General features: G+C 60.7%; 13 protein-coding genes and 1 CRISPR repeat array. Of the genes, 7 read left to right on the plus strand and 6 right to left on the minus strand.

Annotated elements, in window-relative coordinates:
• Positions 1-153 precede the first annotated feature (153 nt).
• Positions 154-1,608, plus strand: coding sequence for an APC family permease (locus ASAC_RS07190; protein ID WP_013267335.1), 1,455 nt, complete (start codon positions 154-156; stop codon positions 1,606-1,608).
• Positions 1,609-1,729: 121 nt separating this feature from the next.
• On the opposite strand, the gene ASAC_RS07195 is transcribed toward ASAC_RS07190, so the two are convergent.
• Positions 1,730-3,049 carry an MFS transporter gene (locus tag ASAC_RS07195; RefSeq protein WP_013267336.1) on the minus strand — a complete coding sequence of 440 codons (1,320 nt, stop codon included), beginning with the start codon at positions 3,047-3,049 and terminating at the stop codon, positions 1,730-1,732.
• Positions 3,050-3,454: 405 nt separating this feature from the next.
• Here ASAC_RS07195 and ASAC_RS07200 point away from each other — a divergent pair, with 405 nt between their 5' ends.
• Positions 3,455-7,288 (plus strand): protease pro-enzyme activation domain-containing protein, encoded by a 3,834-nt coding sequence (locus ASAC_RS07200; RefSeq protein ID WP_048812894.1) that lies wholly within the window; start codon positions 3,455-3,457, stop codon positions 7,286-7,288.
• A gap of 12 nt (positions 7,289-7,300) precedes the next feature.
• Here ASAC_RS07200 and ASAC_RS07205 read toward each other — a convergent pair whose 3' ends face one another.
• A complete protein-coding gene (locus ASAC_RS07205; protein WP_013267338.1) occupies positions 7,301-8,836 on the minus strand; it encodes an ABC transporter substrate-binding protein in 1,536 nt (511 codons plus the stop codon).
• A 134-nt stretch (positions 8,837-8,970) separates the two neighbouring features.
• Here ASAC_RS07205 and ASAC_RS07210 point away from each other — a divergent pair, with 134 nt between their 5' ends.
• On the plus strand, positions 8,971-10,410 hold the full coding sequence (locus ASAC_RS07210; RefSeq protein WP_013267339.1) for an ABC transporter substrate-binding protein: 1,440 nt from the start codon (positions 8,971-8,973) through the stop codon (positions 10,408-10,410).
• A gap of 413 nt (positions 10,411-10,823) precedes the next feature.
• A CRISPR array of direct repeats spans positions 10,824-11,237; the repeat unit is 24 nt; unit sequence GAATCCGCTCAATGGAATTGAAAG.
• A gap of 79 nt (positions 11,238-11,316) precedes the next feature.
• Here ASAC_RS07210 and gapN read toward each other — a convergent pair.
• A complete protein-coding gene (gene gapN, locus ASAC_RS07215) occupies positions 11,317-12,849 on the minus strand; it encodes an NADP-dependent glyceraldehyde-3-phosphate dehydrogenase (RefSeq protein ID WP_048812895.1) in 1,533 nt (510 codons plus the stop codon).
• Positions 12,850-13,028: 179 nt separating this feature from the next.
• Between gapN and ASAC_RS07220 the strand changes: the two genes are divergently transcribed.
• Entirely contained in the window at positions 13,029-13,355 is a 327-nt protein-coding gene (locus ASAC_RS07220) for a transcriptional regulator (protein ID WP_148217212.1), read from the plus strand.
• 87 nt (positions 13,356-13,442) lie between these two features.
• Positions 13,443-13,898: an NUDIX hydrolase gene (locus tag ASAC_RS07225; RefSeq protein WP_013267342.1), complete on the plus strand. Its 456-nt coding sequence runs from the start codon at positions 13,443-13,445 to the stop codon at positions 13,896-13,898.
• On the opposite strand, the gene ASAC_RS07230 is transcribed toward ASAC_RS07225, so the two are convergent.
• The gene (locus ASAC_RS07230) at positions 13,864-14,928 is read right to left on the minus strand and encodes an FAD-dependent oxidoreductase (protein ID WP_048812896.1); all 1,065 of its coding nucleotides are present in this window, start codon (positions 14,926-14,928) and stop codon (positions 13,864-13,866) included. The genes ASAC_RS07225 and ASAC_RS07230 overlap by 35 nt on opposite strands.
• Positions 14,929-15,000: 72 nt before the next feature.
• Here ASAC_RS07230 and ASAC_RS07235 point away from each other — a divergent pair, with 72 nt between their 5' ends.
• Positions 15,001-15,345, plus strand: coding sequence for a hypothetical protein (locus tag ASAC_RS07235; protein WP_013267344.1), 345 nt, complete (start codon positions 15,001-15,003; stop codon positions 15,343-15,345).
• A gap of 104 nt (positions 15,346-15,449) precedes the next feature.
• Positions 15,450-15,617: a hypothetical protein gene (locus ASAC_RS07825; RefSeq protein ID WP_013267345.1), complete on the plus strand. Its 168-nt coding sequence runs from the start codon at positions 15,450-15,452 to the stop codon at positions 15,615-15,617.
• On the opposite strand, the gene ASAC_RS07240 is transcribed toward ASAC_RS07825, so the two are convergent.
• Both ASAC_RS07240 and ASAC_RS07245 read right to left on the minus strand, forming a co-directional pair.
• Positions 15,601-16,323 carry a class I SAM-dependent methyltransferase gene (locus ASAC_RS07240; RefSeq protein WP_013267346.1) on the minus strand — a complete coding sequence of 241 codons (723 nt, stop codon included), beginning with the start codon at positions 16,321-16,323 and terminating at the stop codon, positions 15,601-15,603. The two genes, ASAC_RS07825 and ASAC_RS07240, sit on opposite strands and share 17 nt — an antisense overlap.
• A gap of 46 nt (positions 16,324-16,369) precedes the next feature.
• On the minus strand, positions 16,370-17,398 hold the full coding sequence (locus ASAC_RS07245) for a V-type ATPase subunit (protein WP_013267347.1): 1,029 nt from the start codon (positions 17,396-17,398) through the stop codon (positions 16,370-16,372).
• Between the last annotated feature and the right edge of the window lie 10 nt (positions 17,399-17,408).

Consider the following 17,408-nt stretch of genomic DNA (forward strand, 5'->3'; position numbering starts at 1 on the left):
CGCACACCTATGAGCCACGGCTTTAATTAGCGTTGGACTGCGACAGTGACAGCTGTCAAGCGAGGCCTAAGGGCTGAAAGGCCCGTCTGGCGACATCATCTAAGGAAAGGCCTTTAGACTTTGCCCCGCCCCCTGCGCAGAGGGTGGGCTTCTGTGGGATCCCAACTTAGGAGGGGCTCCATGCCTTTTTACGCCATGGTTGCTGCCGTGGTCGCCGGAGTCCTTCCAATCATAGGCCCCATAGAGGTCACGGCGTTCATAAGCGACTCAGGACCCGCCGCCATATGGCCTGTTATTATAGGTTACGTGCTCTTCGTGCTGGTCTCCCTTCCAATACTGGAGTACACCAGGATAGTGTCATTTGCCGGCGGCTACTACGGCCTGGCCGAGCTGGGCTTCGGCAAGGGCGCCGGCAAGTTCACGGCCCTGGGCAACTACTTCTTCTACAACTGGTGGCAGGCCGCCAACGCGTTCTTCATAGGCTGGCTGCTCGTTGACACCGTTTACTACGCATACCACGTCATGCTGCCCATCTGGGCCTGGCTGCTCGCCAGCGTGGCCACGCTTGTGGTGACCTATGCAATGTCGGTACAGCCCGCCAGGAGGCTTGGCATAGCCATAACTGCAGCCGTGCTTACAACGCTTGTGATTGTGGTGGCCTTCACGGCGGCCGTGATAGCCAGGAGCCCGTACAACTCGGCCTACTACCTCAACCCTGCCAACAGCGCAGGCGGCCTCAGGGGCCTCATGCTGGCCACCGCCATAGTGGGCTTCTTCACCTTCGCTGGCTACGGCACGGCCCTCTTCTACTCCGAGGAGGGTGTCAACCCGACCAGGGACGTCTGGAAGGCAATATACGTGGGGCTCACCGTGTCTGCCGTGGCCATAGCTCTGGCGGCCTACTCGGAGCTGGTGGCCGTCCCCAGGAGCGAGCTGTCCCAGGTGACGTCCTCGGCCCTGCCCCAGCTGGTGGCCTGGTCAAGGTACTTCCCCCTCAGCGCCCTGGTGGGGCTTAACTTCCTCATACTCGTGGTCTCCCTGATAGCCTTCGGCGCGGGAGGGGGGTCGCAGGCCAGGCTCCTCTGGGCCATGGCCAGGGATAACTTCATATCAAGCGGCTGGCTTAAGGAGCTCAACAGGCACGGCGTTCCAGCGAACGCGGCCCTCCTAGACTTCGCGCTGGCCCTCGCAACGACCCTTGCGGTGGCGGCCTCCCTGGTCAAGGTCTACGGGTACAACCCCAACACGGTGGCCGTGGCCTGGTATGTCATGGGCACCGCGTCAAGCATAACGTGGTACTTCCACCACTTCGTGCCCGAGTTCGGCCTCTTCCCGTACGTGAGGAGGCACCCTGAGCTGGGGTTCTCAAAGCTTAGGCTCGCGGTCTCAGGCCTGGCCTTCCCAGTGCTTGGCACCGCGCTCTTCGTCTACACCTTCTACGAGGGCGTCGTGAGCGACCTTGTGGAGCCTTACTTTGCCTTCATGGTGACGTCGCTGCTGGTGGTTGTTGGCATCGCAGCCTACACGGCGTACAGGGCCTCCAAGGGGGCCCTCGGCGAGAGCGTCGTGAGCTACATGGCTGTCGAGGCTGGGAGGTCCAAGGAGTGAGGTAAGCAGCCCAGAGCCTGCCCGGGCCCTTGAAGGCCTCCCCTAGAGGTTCACAGGCTTAGTTTTTGTGCTTTGAGCTTCGCGCTGCGGTTCAGCGTGAGGCCCTCCTCAGGGAACAGCATTACAGAGGCGCGGCTGGCCTGGGTGAGGACACGCTCTCCAGCAGGGCCCTCCTGGTGTCGTAGCCCCTGAGCCTCCAGAGCACCGAGGTCGCGGCCCCAACGCCCCAGAGGGCTATGTTAAAGAGCACGAACTGCCACTCGCTCCAGCTGCTGGTGACGTAGAGGGACACGTCGTAGGAGGCTATGGGCACCGCCCTCACCAGGCCTATCATGGTCGCCCTAATGTGCGTCGGGAAGAGCACCGGCTCATAGATCGTCCTGACGGCCCACGCGAGCTCGCTGAAGACCATGTTTAGGAAGAGCAGCGGGTAGAAGAGGGAGAGGAACCCCTGGGAGCCAAGGTAGCGGAGCGCCAAAGCTATTGGTATCATTGAGAGGAAGCCGCCTACGTAGGCAAGTAACGTGAAGTTCCTGGTGTCCATGATGTCAGGCAGGAAGGCCGCCGGCACCCCCGCTATGGAAGCGCCCAGGAGGGCCACCAGCTGTATGAAGTACACCGTGGCGCCGCTGTAGTAGAAGTAGGCTATGGTGAACGCCATGAGGCCGAACGTTAAGTACTGGGAGAGGCCAAGCAGCGCAAGGAAGGCGTACCTGCCGCCTATGCCAACTGTCGGGCTCACGCTTGACACCTGCTCGCTGGGCTGCGAGACCAGGGCCGAGGCCTCCCTTGAGGCCCTATCGCTCATCCCCTTAGTCATGAGCCACCTGACGGACTCCGGCATCGTCGCCCTCACAGCGAAGGTGACAGCCAGCGCGACGGCCGTGGCTACCAGCAGCGCAAGGGCGGCGTAGAGGTAGGAGTTGGTGCTAGTATACGTAAGGTACAGCACGGCTGCCCCCACGGCGCCCCCTATGTTGTTAAAGTTGGGCGAGAGCACGAGCACCCTGTTCCTGTACTTGGCCGGCGTGTTCTCAGCGAGGAACGCGAGCGACACGGGCACGTCGCCCTCTATGCCAATTTTCATTACGGCCGCCCCGGCGAGGCCAGCGAGGACAGCGATAAGCCCCCTGCCGGCCGTGATCACGAGGTCGAGGCCAAGAACTAGGAGGCCGACGCCTATCAGGGACATGGTGACGTAGAAGGCCCCCTTCCTGGCGAGCGTGGTGTCCGAGAGCCTGCCTATGGCTATGTCACCTATGAAGTCAAACGCATAGAAGGCTATGAGGAAGGCCAGGCTCCTGTGAAACGCGAAGTACCCCGCGGGGCCTATCATGGCCTCAAGGCCCCATATGAACATGCCGAGGCTCGTTGACGTGAATATTAGCCCGTGGGCCGAGGTCCACCTTGAGCTGTCGAGCCGACGGGCCAGCTCCTCCAAGCCCTACACCGCGTTGTTACTACTGGGGGTGGTAAAATGCCTTTCCTACATAGGTTGGGCTGATGTAGAAAGGTGCGAGGAAGAGTCCCCTAAAAAGGCCTACCACTGGGGCGGCAGGAAGGCCTGAGCCACTAACATGGCCTCACAGGGAGGCATGGGGGAGTAGACCTCAGGCGACTGCCTCCTCTTGGACTTCCTCAGCAGGCTCACTTGCTATCACCTCTTTTTGCCTTAGTTATTAGTATAGGATAGCGGGCGAAGTTTTTAAACAGTAACACTTATCGCGCCGGGTCTATCCCAGCTCAGTGGGAATTAAATGAGGCGGCGGTCCTGCACATCGCTCCGGCCCTCCGGCCTTGTTCAATGAATATTAACGCCTCCAACGGTCAGCTACTGGGTGGCCGCTTGAAGGGAGTCCTGGGCCTCCTGCTGGTGGCTATTCTCCTGATAGCGATGGTATCGCCTGCAGAGGCGGAGGCCATGGGGATTAGGCCGCAGCAGCCGCCACAGAGGCTCGCCGAGCCGCTGCCGGGCTTCAGGCTGGTAGGCCAGGCGCCTCCGCAGTCGCAGGTTGTTGGTGTCCTCTACGTGCCGCTGAGGGACGTGCCCCTCATATTCTACTACGCCCAGGCCGTCAGCGACCCCGGCTCGCCGCTCTACCATAAGTTCCTGACGCCCTCCCAGGCAGCAAGCATGTTCTACCCCTCAGGGGAGGTAAGGGAGGCCGTGGGCTACCTCAGGTCCCACGGCCTGAGGGTGATAGCTGTCGCGGGCTCAATGATAGCCTTCAGCGGCCCGGCCTCGGCCATAGAGAGGGCCCTGGGGGTCTCAATAGGGGTCTTCAGCAACGGCACCTCCAGCTACTACGCCGTCACAGGCTACAGGGGCAACCCGCTGGGCCTACTGCCCTACGTCTCAAACGTCACGGGCCTCGTTTTCAGGCCGCTGCTATCGCTCGCCTCATTCACGCCAATTAAGGGCCAGGAGGTGTACGTGACCACCGAGGCCTACCCCCTGACCAAGGTGGCCCTCGCCTATAACGTGACGCCGCTCTACTCCAGGGGCTACACGGGACAGGGGGTAAACGTTGGAATTGTCGACCTCTATGGCGACCCTGAGATCTACCAGGTAATGTCTTATTACGATAAGGCGTTCGGCCTCCCGCCGGTCAACCTCACGGTCGTGCCCATAGGCCCATATAACCCTAACCTGGGCGTGCTGACGGGCTGGGACGTGGAGATAGACCTGGACGTGGAGGCAGTGCACTCCATTGCGCCGAGGGCCCACATATACCTTTACATAGCGGCTGGCTACCTGCCGCTCTCCGCAGTGATAGCCTACATAGACCAGCACGACAACGTCTCAATAGTGAGCCAGAGCTTCGGCATACCGGAGTCCATGTTCTCTAACATGGGGGCGCCATTCTACTACTACAACGTCTACCTGAGCGACGTCTACTACGCCCTCGGCGCGGCGGAGGGCATAACATTCCTGGCGGCCAGCGGCAACGGCGGGGGCATGGGCTACAGCGCTGGGCCCGTGGGGGACGTCAACTACCCTGCCTCCTCGCCCTGGGTTTTGGCGGTGGGGGGCACCACGACGTACCTGGACTTTTACCCCAACGGCAGCGTGAGCTCCTATTACAGCACTGCCTGGTCCTCGGCGGGCTTCGTGCCGTACATGCAGAACGTGGGCGGCTCCACGGGCGGCTACAGCGCCTATGAGCCGATGCCGTGGTGGCAGGAGGGGGTGGCGCCGAGGCCCCCCGAGGGCTTCCCGCACGGCAGGGCCGTGCCCGACGTCTCGGCCAACGCAAACATATTCCCAGGCGTCTATGAGGTGACATACAATAACGTAACTATAGTCGAGGGAGGCACTAGCGAGGCGTCGCCCCTGACGGCTGGCCTCCTGGCCCTGGTCGAGGGCTACGTTGGCCACGGGCTCGGCCTCATAGCGCCAACGCTCTACGCGATGTACAGGGCCTACCCAGCGGCCATAGATGGGGTCACCTTCGGCTACAACATACCGTGGAGGGCCAGGGGCAACTACAGCCTCGTCACGGGCCTAGGCACTATAAACGCTGGCCAGCTGGCCTTCGCGTTGAGCAACAAATACATAATGGACAGGGTCAAGTCGATGCTCCCGTCCCTCTCAGTTAAGGTCAACGTCATCGGCGCGCCGAGCGACCTGGAGCTGGTGCCGGGGCACAGGGTGACGGTCGTAGCTAACATAACATACCCTGACGGGGCCCCTGTGGCCTTCGGCAGCTTCCAGGTGACTCTGGAGACAGCCCAGGGGGTCGGGCTCACGCAAAGCATGACGTTCAACGGCACCCTCTGGGAGGCAGAGGTTACAGTGCCGGCCAACGTCTCAGGCCCCACGCTAATAGTTGTGGGCGGCTCCTCGGGGGGCCTCAGGGGCGAGTCGTTCATCGAGGGCTTCATAGGCTACTTTGTGTCGTTCGCGTACCCCACCGCCGCGTACCCGTGGGACCCCTCGCTTGGGCTCCCGGTAGAGGTCAACCTGACGTACGTTAACGGGACGCCGGGGCCCCAGATAACCTATAACGTGTCGCTGCTGTACTATAATTACGTCACGAACTCCTACTCGGTTTACAACAGCACTGTAATTGTGGTTCAGGGCAACTTCGCCCAGGGCGTGGTGACGTTCCGCGCGCCCTACGGCTACGTGCTCATGGAGGCCAGGCCGCCGGCCTTCGGCGTGGTGCCGATGTTCTTCGGGGACAGCCTGCAGGACACGGTTGTCCTCGGCGAGAGCGCCATGATGCCTGGCACAGTTGAGCCAGGCCAGGATATAGTTGTCATGGGCTACGTGCTCCCGCCCGTTGAGACCCAGGCCTACACCTCCTACAGCACGGGCCAGTCCCTCTTCGACACCATAGCGTTGGGCAGCAACGTCACGGTGACCCTTGAGTACCTCAACGGGACGCCCGTGGCCTCCTCCCAGGCGTTCTACGACCCGGCCCTGGGCTACTACCTGGGTACCCTGAAGGTGCCGCAGCTGAGGCCTGGCCTCTACTGGGTGCTGCTCAACGCCTCCTATAACTCCACCACGCTGGGCGGCCTCGTGGAGGGCTACGGGGTCGACATGATATACGTGGGGCAGCAGCTCAATATCAGGGCCTGGGCCGCGCCTAGCGAGCCGGCCGAGGGGCAGGGGGTGACCATTTACGCGGACGTCACCTACCAGAACGGCACCCCCGTCAGGTACGGCCTCTTCTCGGCGGTCCTGGTGCCCAAGGCAGATGCCAGCGCCTACTGGCAGCTTGACGGCGAGCCGCAGGCCACAGTAATGCTTTACTACAACTCGACCCTCGGCCTGTGGGTCGGCAGCGCCGTCATGCCATCACTTTACTCGCAGGGGAGCACGGGGCTCTCGGGCCTCTACCTCGGAGAGCCCTGGGTCGCCGTCATCACGGGAGCGTCGTTTAACGGCATGCCTGCCAGGCCAGCGGTAAACGTAACTATAATGGAGACCAAGTACGCCTACTACGCCAACGAGACCCTCGGGCCCGGCAGCTTCTACCCCTATGACGACCTCTTCTATGACGTTAACATAACTGGCTACAGCGGCCCCATAGAGGACTCCATCCTCAACGGCACGGTCTACATAGTGGACAGCAACGTGACCCTGGTAAACGTGAGGTCCCTGGGCCGGCTCTACTTGGTCAACAGCACGGCGAAGCTGATGGAGTCCCAGCTCAGCTACCTTGGCGTGAGGGGCGGCACGGTGTACCTCTACGCCTCAGACGTGGTTAACAGGCTGAGCTCCAACGGCACGGTCAGCTACGTGCTGCCCAGCAGGCTGATGAACATAATAGAGCTTGACACCAACACTGCAATAGCCAACCTCAGCAGGCAGCTGAGGTCCATCTATTACTACCTGAACTCAAGGATATCCAGCCTCAACCAGACCGCTGAGGGCCTAAGCCTCTCGCTGAGGGAGCTGAACAGCACCGTGGCGATGTTGAGCGGTGACGTCGCCAAGCAGTCCGAGGAGCTGAGCTCCAACGTCACCCAGCTGAGCCTCCAGCTCCACTTCCTTAGCCAGGAGGTCAACGCCGCGAACTCCACAGCCCTTGAGGCGCAGGCCGGCTCCCAGAGGGCCCTGAGGGAGGCAGGCCTTTACATGGACGCTATGGTGGTCAGCGCGGCCTCGGCTATAATCTCAGTGGCGGCGCTGGTAAGTGTGACAAGAAAAAGCAAGAGGGGTTCCTAGCGGAGGGAACCGTCAGAGCCTCCTCGGCTCGAAGGGAGCAGCTATATAGTAGGGCTCAGTGGCCGCCGCCGTGGTAGTGGTCGTGCTGGTGTAGGCCTCCATGTCCTGGACCCACGCCGCGGCGGCCTGCTGCAGCGCCTGGGAGGCGTTTGTTATCTGCCCCTCAAGGTAGCCGAGCACCTCCTTCTCAAGGGCCGGCTCAAGGGCGGTGGTGCTTATCGAGACCGCAGGTATGGCGGCGTAAGCGTGCTCCGCCGCGTAGTAGGTGGCGTTTATCCACTCCCTCTCATATGCTGGGAGCGAGCTGTTCTCGAGCAGCAAGTGGTAGGCCTCCTTCGATATTGGGAAGTTGGTCATGTTGTAAAACGAGGCCACCTGCAGCTGCGGGCTTGCTATGAAGCTCAGGAACTCCAGCGCCGCTGCCTTGTGCTGCGAGTACTTGCTGACGCCGAAGAACGTGGCGCCGCCGAGGGCGTAGCCTCCAGGCGCGGGGGCAAGCCTTATCTCGGACAGGTTGTTCTTGTTGGTGAAGTAGGAGAGCTGTATCGCGAATATGAAGCCTCCTGGGGCGTAGTTGGGCTCCTCCAGCAGGGGCACTATGTTATCATAGGACACCAGGAGCTGGGTGGGCGGCGGCATGTAGCTGACGAGCTGCCTCTGGACCTCTAGGGCCTCAACGCCTGCTGTGCTGTTGAACGCGGGCGGCGGGAAGCCGTGGCCCCACCAGCTCGGCACGCACCCCATGAACAGGTCGCCGTAGAGGGGCATCATTCCCATGACGTTGCCGCAGCTCAGGCTGCTGTTGTGCATGTAGTACCACTCGAAGACGAGGGCGTATGCCTCATAGAGGTCTAGGTCGCCCGGCTGGTCCCAGAGCAGTATACCGTACTTCGTTATGTTGTGGCTCACGAAGAACTTGTCTACATCCACGACCTGGCTCCAGTTGCTCCAGGTCCAGGGGTTGAGGCTGAAGCCGTACTCCTCCTGGAACTCGTGTTGCAGCGTGGCGTTGTCAAAGTAGTTGGCGTAGTAGGCCAACAGCATGACGCTGGTCCCCCTGGCCACGCCGTAGGTCACGTTATTTATGGTGCCTCCCAGGGCCTGGACAGGGTAGATCAGGTCTGACTCATTTATGTAGGTTGAGTTGAGCGGCACCAGGTAGGGTATGAACTCCATGGCGTTGGCGGGCGTGTAGGTTATGATGTCATACTTGCTCTCCCCGGCCTCCAGCTCGGTCAGCTCGTTGGTGACGTACTGCGTGAACGGGAACGCTATAACCTGCACCTGTATGTTAGGGTGCTCCTTCTCAAAGAGGCGCGCCGCGAAGTCCATGAAGCCCTGGCCCGAGGGGCCGGTGTAGGTGACCACCGTTATTGTGACCTGGGGGCCTGACGATGAAGTTGTTGCGGTAGAAGTTGACTGAGAGCTAGTGGAGGTAGTAGCTGTCGTTGTCCTGGGCCTTGAGTAGTATAGGAAGGCGCCGACGGCAGCGACTATAACCACAATAATTACGACCGCCGCGAGGGTCGCCCTGCTCAGGGAGTTCAAACTATCACCTACTTTCCCCGGCTGAAAGTGAAATAAAAGCTGTAGGGCCCTGGAGCGCCGCCGAACATATATAGAGAACAGCCGTTTATGTAGGTTCAGTAGGTAACCTTTAAATAGAAGGGTACGACTTAAAAATGGTGGTTGCCCTGAACAGGGCCTCGATCTCAAGGGCTGTCCTAGGAGCAGTCATAGTAGTTGTTGTGGTTGTGGCGGCCCTCGGTGCCTACTACGCGGCCACGGCGACCAGGAGGCCTGTCACCCTGACAGTGGTCACCTACAGCGGCGCCCCGGCCCAGCCGCTGCTCAGCCTTGCGGCCAGCTTGTTTGAGAAGGAGCACCCCGGCGTCAAGGTTGACGTGGTCACGTTCCCCTACAGTGAGTACATATCGAACGAGCTCTCGGTGCTTGAGGCCAAGAGCCCGGAGTACGACGTGGTCACCTACACTACGACTACCGTGGGCCAGGTGGCGCCTTACCTGCTGCCCCTGAACTCCTCAGTCATAAACGAGAGCGACATACTTCCGCCTGACCTGCACGCTGCAGGCCTCTACTACAACCCCCTGACAGGCAACACGACGTGGGTGGGCGTGCCCATACAGACCGACGGCATAGTTATACTTTACAACGCCAAGTACTTCGACAACGCCACCCTGCAGCAGGAGTTCTACAACGAGTACCACGTGCAGCTGAGCCCGGAGACCTGGGGCAACTGGAGCACCGTACTTGACGTTGACAAGTTCTTCGTCAGCCACAACATAACCAAGTACGGGTTGCTGCTGTACACTGACCAGGCCGACCTGCCGGCGAACTCGTTCATGGCGGTCTTCGGGTGGTACTACGTCAGGAACTCGAGCCTCAACTGCGGGAACCTGTTTGGAATGACAAGCTTTGGCACAATGTTCATGGGGTGCGTGCCCAGCTGGTGGGGCCACGGCTTCCCGCCGCCCGCCATAAACACCTCGGCCGGGGTGCAGGCGCTGGAGACGCTCAAGGAGCTCGTCAGCTACATGCCGCCGCCCACCCAGCTCCAGGTAACATTCTACAACTCGCTGCCCCTGATGCTCAGCGGCCAGGCTCCGGCCATAGCTGGCTACCTGGGCCAGCTGCCGAGCATAGCCAACAGCTCCAACGCGAGCTTGGTCGGGGTCGCCCCGCTGCCGGGGGACTCAATAAGGATAGGGCTGACCTACATAGGGGTTAGCAGGTACTCGCAGCACAAGCAGCTCGCCCTTGAGTTCCTCCAGCTCGTCGAGTCCCCGCAGTTCCAGGTGGAGGCGTTCCTCAGGACTTTCGTGTTCCCGTCAAGCAGGCAGGCGTATCAGATGATAATATCGAACACTTCCATACCGGCGTACCTGAGGCAGTGGGCCCAGGCAGCCCTCGCCGCAGCTGGGAAGACCGCATACGTGGCGCCTTACTTCCCTGCCATAACGTCGTCTGTGAACAGCCAGGTCGGCGAGTACCTCTTTAACTACATAGTTGGCACAACGCCCAGCGCGGAGCAGGCCCTCCAGCAGGCGGCGGCGACCCTGGCCAGGGCGATAGAGGTCTACTACAGCGGCAGCTCATCATAAACCAGCCTTGGGGTGAAGCCTTTTTAATATGAAACGTTAAAGCGCTGTGAGTTAAAGTACCGTGGGCTTAAATCAACGGGGCATGTAATATACTGTGTAACTACCATCATTTGTTAATGGGGCCTTCCGCTAGTGCCCGCTCTCCTTGGGAAGCCGCGCCCCCGAAGCTTAGGCCTCCCACGGCTCACATGGGAAGAACTTAAGGGCAGCGCCCGCGGGGGACCGTTAATTTAGGTTAACTTAAATATTTTAATAAAAATAAAAATTTGAGTTGATGGCGCCCCTCCCAGGCGGCCCCTGGGGAGTATCGGCTAAGCGTCAGGGCGGGCTTAAATAGTCCCAAGCGGACTCAGAGAGACAGGGGAGGTACACCCGGGCCCCACCACGTGAACTCACGGAGGGGCCAAGGCTCGGAATCCGCTCAATGGAATTGAAAGAATACTATTAGTTATCACAGAGCGTTTATAAATTTTCGAATCCGCTCAATGGAATTGAAAGCAGGGTAAATACGTCGGCCTTGCCATAGGTGCCATTCTCAGGAATCCGCTCAATGGAATTGAAAGCTATTTTAGTCCTCGGCATGGGCGGAAGCGGCAAGACTTACTGAATCCGCTCAATGGAATTGAAAGCTCGCCCATGTTAGCCAGCGCAACCGCAGCGTCTGCTAGGTCGCGGGAATCCGCTCAATGGAATTGAAAGTTATTCAAGAAAAAGTCCCGGGCAAAGGCCCTTACGCTTGGAATCCGCTCAATGGAATTGAAAGGTTAGCCTTTATGTAGTCCTCTATAGCCTCCCGGACTATTGAATCCGCTCAATGGAATTGAAAGAGAATCCGTCCAAGGTGGGAGCTCAACGACAGGAATCCATCCAATTTAATTGAAAAGGGTTATTGAAATTAAAAGTCGCTCACAGGTAGTCCCAGACCCCCTTGCCCTTGTAGTTGTAGATTATGGACTTATACGCAGTGACGAAGTCTATCGTGTACCCTATGCCCTCCCTCCCTATGCCGGAGTCCTTCATGCCGCCGAAGGGGTAGTAGCCTATGCCGTGCTTCGGGTAGTCGTTTATGTAAACCGCCCCGACCTCGAGCAGCCTGGCGGCCTTCCTTATCTTGCTTACGTCGCTGCCGAATATGGCCGCGTCAAGGCCGTACCTCCTGCCGTTGGCTAAGGCTATGGCCTCGTCCAGGCTATTTACCTTGACTATGGCTGCCAGTGAGGCGAACACCTCCTTGTTGTACATGTAGAGGTCGGGCAGCCTGGAGGCCTCGACCTCTATCAGCGTCGGCTTAATGTAGTTCGGCCCCAGCTCCTCCACCTTCTCGCCCCCGTGGAGCACCTTGCCTCCCTTGGACACAGCGTCCTTGGTGGCCTCTATGACTTCGTCGGCCGTCCTCACGTCAATCAGCGGACCCATGTCGGTGCCCTCGTCCCTCGGGTCGCCGACCCTGACCTTGGAGAGCTGCTCGGTCACCTCCTCCTTGAGCTCGTCGTAGACCTCGGGCTCGGCCAGTATGTACTTTATGGAGTCGCACCTCTGGCCCGAGTAGCTTGTAATCCCAGTCACTATCTTAGATGCGGTCTGTTTTACGTCAGCGTCACTTAGAACTATTGCGGGGTCCCCTCCCCCGAGCTCCATGACGTACTGCTTCACGCCCGCCTCCTTTATCACCTGCAGGCCCGTCTCTGTGCTGCCCGTGAACGACACCGCCGCAACCCTCCTGTCCGCCAGGACCTCGCCCATGTCCCTGCCCCTCATGGGGACCACCGCCAGCGCCTCCGGCGGGAAGCCGGAGTCCACCAGGGCCTTTGCAAGCGCCAGGGCCGGCAGCGGGTCGGCCTCGGCGGGCTTCACTATCACGGCGTTGCCGGCTATCGCGGAGTAGACTATCTTGTTCACCGCGTCAAAGAGCGGGTAGTTGAACGGAAGTATTGCAGCCACGACGCCCAGGGGCTCCTTCTTAACTATTGCCTCCGTCTCAAGCGTGTCAGCGGACCAGTCCCCGGGCACGAAGTCGCCGTATATCCTCCTGACGTCAAGCTTTGCCAGCCTCAGCCTCTCTATGCTCGCGGCCACCTCGCCCTCCGCCGCCTTCCTTGTCTTGCCCGCGTTTATCATTAGTATGTTCACCAGGTCCTCCTTCATCCTCTCCAGGGCGTCGGCCGTCCTCTCGAAGATCTCAACCCTCTCCTCGCCCGGCGTCTCCCTGATCTTCCTCCTGCCTATGGAGTAGACCCTCTCAAGGATCGAGAGGGCCGTCTGCACGGAGGGCCTGGCGGTAACCGCAGCGGTGCCGAGGTCTATGGGCGACCTGACCTCAAGCCTGTCGCCCTCGAGGCTCCACTGGCCCGCGGCGAAGTAGGGGAAAGCCGGCACCTCCCCCTGCCTCACGAACTCCTTCACCGCCTCTGAGCTCAGGCTCAGCTCGGCCTTCCTCATGATCTCACTCATGATGTATGTGCGGGGAGAGGGTTTAAAAGAGTGTTAGTACTGTGATTCTGCCTTAGGATGTGTATTAAAATTTATACATGCCAAGGCCCTGGGAAGGCGTTTATCCTTCCTGTAACACTGGGAACGTGTGACCAGGTATGTCCTTTGACGTAAGGCAGGTAGTAAGCATGAGTCCTGACGAGAGGGAGAGGTTCATGACGCAGGTCTTTAACCAGCTGATGGGCATGAGCAGGGAGCAGGTGGTGTCGACGCTGGTGGAGTTCATAAGGCAGCTGGCGGCCGTCGCCACGGACGAGCAGTACAAGGAGGTGTGCAAGACCAACGTAGGCATCATAGGGAAGCTGCCCGAGGACGTGGCCAAGCAGGTGGTCCAGATGAGGCTGGAGGCCCAGTCGAGGCTTCCCCCTGGACTGAAGGAGAGGGACCAGCGCCTGCTGATGCAGGCCATAAGCGAGAGCCCCTACGCTAACAAGGTCATGTCCTTGCTCAAGTGAGGCGACCGCGCTCCATTACCTTTCTGATTTTTTCTTTTGGGCTCTAGCCCCTTTAACCGGGGCTGGCAAGGCTTTCTGGGGGACGCCTTGAGGAAGTGCATAGTGGCCAGCGGGGTCCTCGTGGAGGACGGCAGGGTACTCATGATATGGCACAGGAAGCTCGGCGTCTGGCTCTACCCGGGAGGGCACGTGGAGCCCAACGAGACCCCGAGGGAGGCCGTCGTGAGGGAGTTCAAGGAGGAGACGGGACTTGACGTGGAGGCCGTGGGCCCTGTCTACAACCTGGGCTCGGGCGAGGTCAGCGACGAGCCCATGCCCATGGCGATACTGCTTGAGACAGTGAGGTACCCCCAGGAGACGCACCTCCACTACGACCTGATATTCAGGGTCAGGAGGGTCGGAGGGGAGCTCAGGGAGGGCACGTGGATGACGCCCGAGGAGGTGGAGAGGTCAAGGACTTATGAGAACGTAAAAAGGATCGTGAGGCTCGCCGTGGCCCTGGACTCGGTCACCTCTGGCTCAGGTACTTCATTATCGCGTTAGCGGCGTCCATGCCGCTCTTGAGGGCCGGGCCCAGCTGGCTCGGCCCGTGGACCACGTCGCCGGCCGCGAAGACCCCCTTCCTGGAGGTCATCATGTCCTTGTCGACAACTATGGTGCCCCAGTCTGTCAGCTTTATGCCGCAGCACTCCTTCCCCTCGAACGGCGGGGTGGGCCTCTCGCCTATGGCCTCCAGCACGAAGTCAAAGTAGGCGTCAAACTCGCTCCCAGGTATGGGCTCTGGCCTCGGCCTCTTCTCGCCCGGCGCCTGGACCAGCCTGTTCCTTATGATCCTTGCAATCCTTCTGCCGTTCTCCTCCCTGTAAGCTATGGGCACTGTTAGCTCCCAGATCTCGACGCCGGAGGCCTCTATGTTAGTCATCTCCATGGGGCCCATGGGGGCCTCGTTCCTGGTCCTCCTGTAGCTTAGCACTATCCTCCTCATCCTGTCCCTGTACTCTGGGTATGTCCTCGGCACGTAGGCCGCGTCCTCGGCAGTGTAACCTCCACCCACGACCAGCAGGTCGCCCTTGACGTCGGGCACTATGTCCCAGGGCCTGTAGCCGAACTTAGCCAGGTGGGTCGCAACGAGGAACTCCATCGCGGGGTACACCCAGGGCAGCTCCTCGCCGGGCACCTTTGACTTGTTGCTGGTCCACGTGCCCGTGGCTATCAGGACGGCGTCGTAGGACTTTATTATGTCCTCAAGGTCGACCACGTTCTTAGCCTTCACAAGCTCGTCCATCCTTTCAAGGTCCCTGTTGCCGACCTTGGTGTTGAGGACGAACTCCACGCCTGCGTCCATGAGCTCCCTGACCCCCTCCCTTATGGGGGGCTTCGGTATCCTGTCAACGTGAATGCCGAATATCAGCATGCCTCCCGGCTCGGGCAGCATGTCGTATACGGTGACGTCGTATCCCTTGCACTTAAGGACTCCGGCCGCCCCCAGGCCGGCGGTCCCAGCGCCTATGATGGCAACCTTCTTCCCGTTGCTCGGGGGCACCTGGTTGGGCTTACACCTCAGGAACTTCAAGCCGAGCACCCCTTGCTTCACACGTGTCAAAGAATTTATGCATTAAGAGGCCCAGGACATTGGTGCGGCGCCTTGCAGTGCGAGAGGGGGACTATCGGGGACTGCAGCGTCTCGTGGATTGTCTGCTCCTCAGGCCTCCCAGGGGCCATCGGGGAGGCGGCTAAACCTTTCAGGTACCTCAGGCCGGGCTCCCTGCTGCCCGCGGTCTCCCAGGACATGGAGTGGGCCTACTTCCTCTACTTCAACGAGGCCGGGGCGGGCTTCTACCTAGCCATGAGGAACGAGGACTTCAACAACCCCGCCTGCGCCCAGAGGGTCAAGGAGGAGCTCATGAACAGGGTCGACGAGGTCCTCGAGGGGGACCCGCACAAGGCCGTGGTTGAGTACATAATAACCAGTGTGATGTTTCCCCTCTAAGTACCTGCCGTTAAAATCGCTGGACCCCTCGGCGTAGCTGGTGGTGGGCCCTGCAGGTCTTCGACTACAGGGGGAAGGAGTGCCCCGAGGGCTACGTCCTGGCCATGAGGGTGATAGACAGGCTCAGCGTTGGCGAGGAGGCGGAGGTGCTCATGGACTCCTGGAGGTGCGCCGCCATGATAATTTACTCCCTCAAGGAGAACAGGAAGGTCAGGGTCGACGTTGACAAGGACGGCAACGTGATAAGGTTCAGGTTCACGAGGGTCTCCTAGGCCCCTCGGCGTACAGTATGCCCACCAGGAACGGCGTGGGCTTGAAGGACACCCTCCTGAACCTCCTCGAGGCCTCCCTCACCAGCTGGCTCGGGGTCAGCATGCTGAGCACAGTCCTGTAGATGTCGCCGAACTTGAGGCCGTCCCTGCCGCACCCCATGGCAAGGCCTATGGCGGGGCCTATGTACCTGAACTGCATGAGCGACATGGCCAGCTCCAGGGAGTTCTCGGGCCTGTAGAGGTCAAGTATGGCGAGCCTCCCGTCGTCCTTCAGCACCCTTGAGAACTCGTCCAGCGCCATCAGGTAGTTGGCCGCGTCCCTGAAGGAGAACATGGCCACGGCCCCGTCAAAGCTCCCCTCCCTGAAGGGCATGTGCTCGAACATTCCCTGCGCGGCCCCCGTGCCGTCCCCGGCAGCCCTTGAGGCCCTGAGCAGGTTGAGCGCGCCGGGGTCCATGGCCACTACCTTGGCCCTGGGGTACAGGGCCCTGACCACCTTGGTTGAGGTGCCCGGGCCGCAGCCCGCGTCAAGTATGGCCTCAGGGGGGTCCCTGTTAAGGCCTATCAGGGCGGCGGCGAGCACCCTGAGCTTCCTGGCTAGGTAGAAGCTTATGGCGTCGCTCACGGGCTCGTAGCAGCCCTTGGTCGAGAGCCTCTGTATGTCGTCAACTATCAGGTTCCACAGCTCGCCCTCGAGGCCGGACATGAGGTCAAAGGCCCTTTAGCGGCCTGGGCGCTTGGGAATTAAAAGGCTAGGCCAGGGCCTGCTCCAGCTCCTCCTGGGTCAGGTTGAGCATTATGCCGCTGAGCGCGGACCTTATGTTGTCGACCTCTAGCATAAGCAGCGTCAGGGCGGCGGCCACCAGGGCCGGCGTGAACGGGTAGCCCTCGTATACGGCCTCGGCGGCCCTCTGGGCGGCCAGCCTGGCTGACCTCCTGACCGAGACCATGAGCTCCCTCCTGGTCTTCCCCTCAAGCCTTGAGCGCCTCAGCAGCGGGGCCACGTCGAGGATCAGCCCCGAGAGCTCGCCCTCGAAGCCCCTCTCGTAGGCAGCTGCCATCAGGTCCCAGCTGACGCCGCAGACCTTGGGCCCCTCTATGGCTCTGGCGAAGGTCTTGGGGTTCACCCTTATGGCCCAGGCCTCCAGGACGCCCAGGGCGGCCCTCTCCTCTATAAGCGGGCACACGACGCTCTCTACGTCGCCCACGTCCTTGCTGGTGAAGCCCGCCACCGCGCTCCTGAACATGATGAACGAGCCGGTGAGCGAGAAGAACGTGAAGACCTCGGGCTGCCTGAGCTCAGCGTAGGCCTCAGAGGCCATGGCAAGGGTCTTGGCCAGGTCCCTGTCCCTCACCACCTCCTGGAGCCTCGTCATCGTGGGCGAGGCCTCGACCTCCTGCAGGACGTAAGCCATGGAGCCGAGCCTCCACTCCGCTGAGGGCAGCCACCTCGGCGGCCTCTGGCCCTCAGCTATCGCCCTGGCCACTATCATAAGGTCCTCGACCTCCTTAGCTTTGGCGAAAGCGGCTGCCAGCCCCTTGGCCTCGTCAGGGGAGAGCCTGTAGACCTCCTCCACCGTCGAGAAGTAGAGCGACGCCAGGGCCCTCTCCACGCCCTCCAGATCCTTGGCCTCGGCCACGGGCGCGTACATGCTGTCCCTGAGGACTGCTACGGCCTCGGCGAGCGGAGGGGCCAGCTCCCTCACCTTGGGGCCAAGCATCCTAGACTTGAGGTACCTCAGCAGGGGGACTACCTTAGCGTAGTCAGCAGGCCCAGCCAAGGGCTACACC

Origin of the sequence: Acidilobus saccharovorans 345-15, assembly GCF_000144915.1 — an archaeon.
GTDB classification, from domain to species: Archaea; Thermoproteota; Thermoprotei_A; order Sulfolobales; family Acidilobaceae; genus Acidilobus; species Acidilobus saccharovorans.